Source organism: Natrinema soli, from assembly GCF_028618695.1.
Genome location: NZ_JAQIVI010000786.1, coordinates 1 through 2,823, shown reverse-complemented (window position 1 = coordinate 2,823; position 2,823 = coordinate 1). Strand labels below are relative to the sequence as shown.

The 2,823-nt window shown below is 59.4% G+C and carries 4 protein-coding genes; 3 read left to right on the top strand and 1 reads right to left on the bottom strand.

Features of this window, described 5'->3' with window-relative positions:
* From PGX04_RS32450 to PGX04_RS32440, 3 genes are all read left to right on the top strand, one after another.
* The coding region (locus tag PGX04_RS32450) for a tripartite tricarboxylate transporter permease (protein ID WP_273742244.1) at positions 1-512 on the top strand (512 nt) is incomplete at its 5' end.
* Positions 513-890: 378 nt separating this feature from the next.
* Positions 891-1,691 (top strand): WbqC family protein, encoded by an 801-nt coding sequence (locus tag PGX04_RS32445; protein ID WP_273742243.1) that lies wholly within the window; start codon positions 891-893, stop codon positions 1,689-1,691.
* Positions 1,688-2,491 carry a polysaccharide deacetylase family protein gene (locus PGX04_RS32440; protein ID WP_273742242.1) on the top strand — a complete coding sequence of 268 codons (804 nt, stop codon included), beginning with the start codon at positions 1,688-1,690 and terminating at the stop codon, positions 2,489-2,491. The genes PGX04_RS32445 and PGX04_RS32440 overlap by 4 nt, the downstream gene beginning before the upstream one ends.
* Before the next feature lie 142 nt (positions 2,492-2,633).
* On the opposite strand, the gene PGX04_RS32435 is transcribed toward PGX04_RS32440, so the two are convergent.
* The coding region (locus PGX04_RS32435) for a BtpA/SgcQ family protein (RefSeq protein ID WP_273742241.1) at positions 2,634-2,823 on the bottom strand (190 nt) is incomplete at its 5' end.

Below are 2,823 nucleotides of genomic sequence, written 5' to 3'. Positions count from 1 at the left end.
AATCCTACAGCGACATCGCGCTCCCGCTCGCGTCGCTGGATCCCGCGTCGATCGCCGCCGTCGCGGTCCTCGTCGTCGTCCCGGACGGGGCCAGCGACCGCGGCTATATCGTCGCGACCAGCGGCGTCGACACCGCGAATACGATTTTCGCGCTCTTCGCGCTGGCCGCCATCGGCCAGCCCCGGACTGGGGTGCTGGTGGCCTTTGATCGAACGAACGCACCGCTCGAGATACCGATTTTACTCGTAGCCATCGTCCTCGCGGGGCTGGTCGGCTTCGTGCTCGTGATCCTCGTCGGGGACGCCTATCTCGAACTGGTCGGTCGCCTGGCTTACTGGAAGATTTCGGTCGCCGTACTCGCGCTGTTGCTCGTTCTTTCGTTCCTCTTCACGGGTCCGGTCGGGATCGCGGTTTTCGTCGCAGCGTCCGTCGTCGGGCTGGTCCCGGTTCGATTAGGTGCTCGTCGCGTTCACTTGATGGGTGTCTTGTATCCGGCAATACTCTTCCCGTAACGGACGACGACCGACGCAACTGTTCGGGCGCGATCGTTTCGCGGCTCCGAGACGCACAACGGTTCGTATTCGCATACCAGTGCGAGTGCGGTCACGCATCGTTTTCCCTGTGCGAGCCGCTCTCAGTAGTTCCGATACTATCCCAGACTATCGCCCCATTCCGGTTATAATGGTGTCCATTACGATTGTGAACGTTTTATTTCCTTCATTGTATATCGAGTCTAGATATCGACCTCTACCCATAACAATAGTGTACACTCTCTACTGTCCGAATGTAAATGTCTCTGATAGCTATACGAAACGAGAACATCATCGAACGAGTCGTGAGACGCACTGGCCATCAGAGTTCACTCGGCAAGTCCACGGAGGTGAGCGACGATGAACGAGACGGGTAACGAGAAGACGGATCAGGCTGCGACGCAGCGAACGAGATCGACCCGGGTGCAGCGGATCGAGGGACGAACCGTGTCGAACGCTATCAGTCAGGCTGACGAACGGACTATTGCGATTCACCAGCCGAACTATCTGCCCTGGATCGGCTACTTTCACAAAATACATCGCAGTGATGTTTTCGTCTTTCTCGATGATGTCGAGTACACGTCCCAGTCGTGGATCAATCGCAACAAGATCAAAACTCCCGACGGATGGACGTGGCTCACCGTCCCAGTTCGCGGATCCGACGGGCCGATCGAAGAGATGGATATCGCGAGCGACGTCTGGCGCGACGCACATCGAAAGAGCCTCCAGCAGAACTACGGCAAAGCGGCGTGCTTCGACGAGTTTGCCGACCTCTTCGAGGAAACATACGCACAGTCGTGGGATTCACTGTGTGAATTGAACGTCCATCTGACTCGAATGATCGCCGATCGGATCGGACTTGAGTGCCAGTTCGTCCGGTCGTCTGAACTCGACGTTACTGCCACGAACGCCGAGCGGATTGTCCGACTCTGTGACGAACTCGACGCCGACCGGTATCTTTCCGGGACGGGTGCCCGTTCCTATCTCGATCGTGCACGGTTCGAGACGAGAGACATCTCGCTGGAGTACCAGTCGGTTTCGCATCCCCGCTACGAGCAGCGATTCGATGGATTCGTCCCGAAGTTGTCCATCGTCGACGCGCTCATGAACGTTGGTTCGGACGGCACGAACGATCTTTTCGACTCGATGACCGATCCATGAGTAGCACTGACCAGACGACGGACGGGTGGGCCCAGGATTTCAGCTACGATTATTACCGGAAACTACTCCGAGTCCTTCAGGAGACTTTCGACGTTCGCACGCTCTCGGAGTACCCGGAGTGTCGCTCGAGCGGAGAACGCGTGGCGATCGTCCGACACGACGTCGACGTCTGTATGGACCGGGCGGTCGAACTGGCACATCTCGAGCACCAGGTCGGCGTTCGATCGGTGTACATGGTCAATCCCGATACACCGCTGTACGACATCGACGACGAGCGCGAACGATTGTTCGAAATCCGCGATCTCGGACACGAAATCGGGCTGCACTGCGACCTGACTTCGATGACGAACGATGCCCGAAGCGACGACCCGGACATCGAGCGTGGCCTCTCCCGCAGGGAGGAGAAATACGCCGAAGATGCGCGATGCCGACTGGAATCGATCGGTCTTGATTCGATTACGTCACTGTCGTTTCACCGACCGGTAACGCGGGTGCTCGAAGGACCGCCGAGGATCGCTGGAATGGTCAACGCGTACAGTTCGGCCCTGATGTCGACGTACATCTCCGACTCCGCTGGCCGGTGGCGCGAGGGACCGCCGATCCAGACGATACCCGCACCCGCTCCGGACGTATTGCAGGTGCTGACGCATCCGGTGTGGTGGGCGGAGAATCACAACCCCCCGCTCGAGCAGTTTCTCAGTGTGACGAACGGACTCGATATACTTGACGAAGACGTGTACGCGGAACTCGTCTCGATCTGTCCGGAGTACGGTGAGCGGATAGACGACATCGTGGCATGAGAGTCGAATACGGTCGTCTGGACGGTGCCCGTTCGACCATCCGCTCGGATCGGCGTCACTCTGTGCCCGCTCTGATGAACGGGTGAGGGTCGGCCGGTGACTCGCGAACGGCACCGGCACTCGCACTCGAGTCCGCTCGTACTTACTCGAACTCGTCGCCCGAGTTCGCCGCTCGAGCGGCAGCCACGAGTCCCTCGACGCGCTCGCCGGAAACGGGGTTCGTCGTCTCGCCGCCCCGTTTGAGGGCGGTGCCGACGATGACGCCGTCCGCACCCGCCTCGAGACAGTCGGCGACCGTCTCGTTCGTCACGCCGCTGCCGACGAACACCAGA

Bases quoted from the DNA above. Each gene is read 5' to 3' on its own strand.
- PGX04_RS32445 (WP_273742243.1), top strand. From the start codon at position 891: ATGAACGAGACGGGTAACGAGAAGACGGATCAGGCTGCGACGCAGCGA.
- PGX04_RS32440 (WP_273742242.1), top strand. From the start codon at position 1,688: ATGAGTAGCACTGACCAGACGACGGACGGGTGGGCCCAGGATTTCAGC.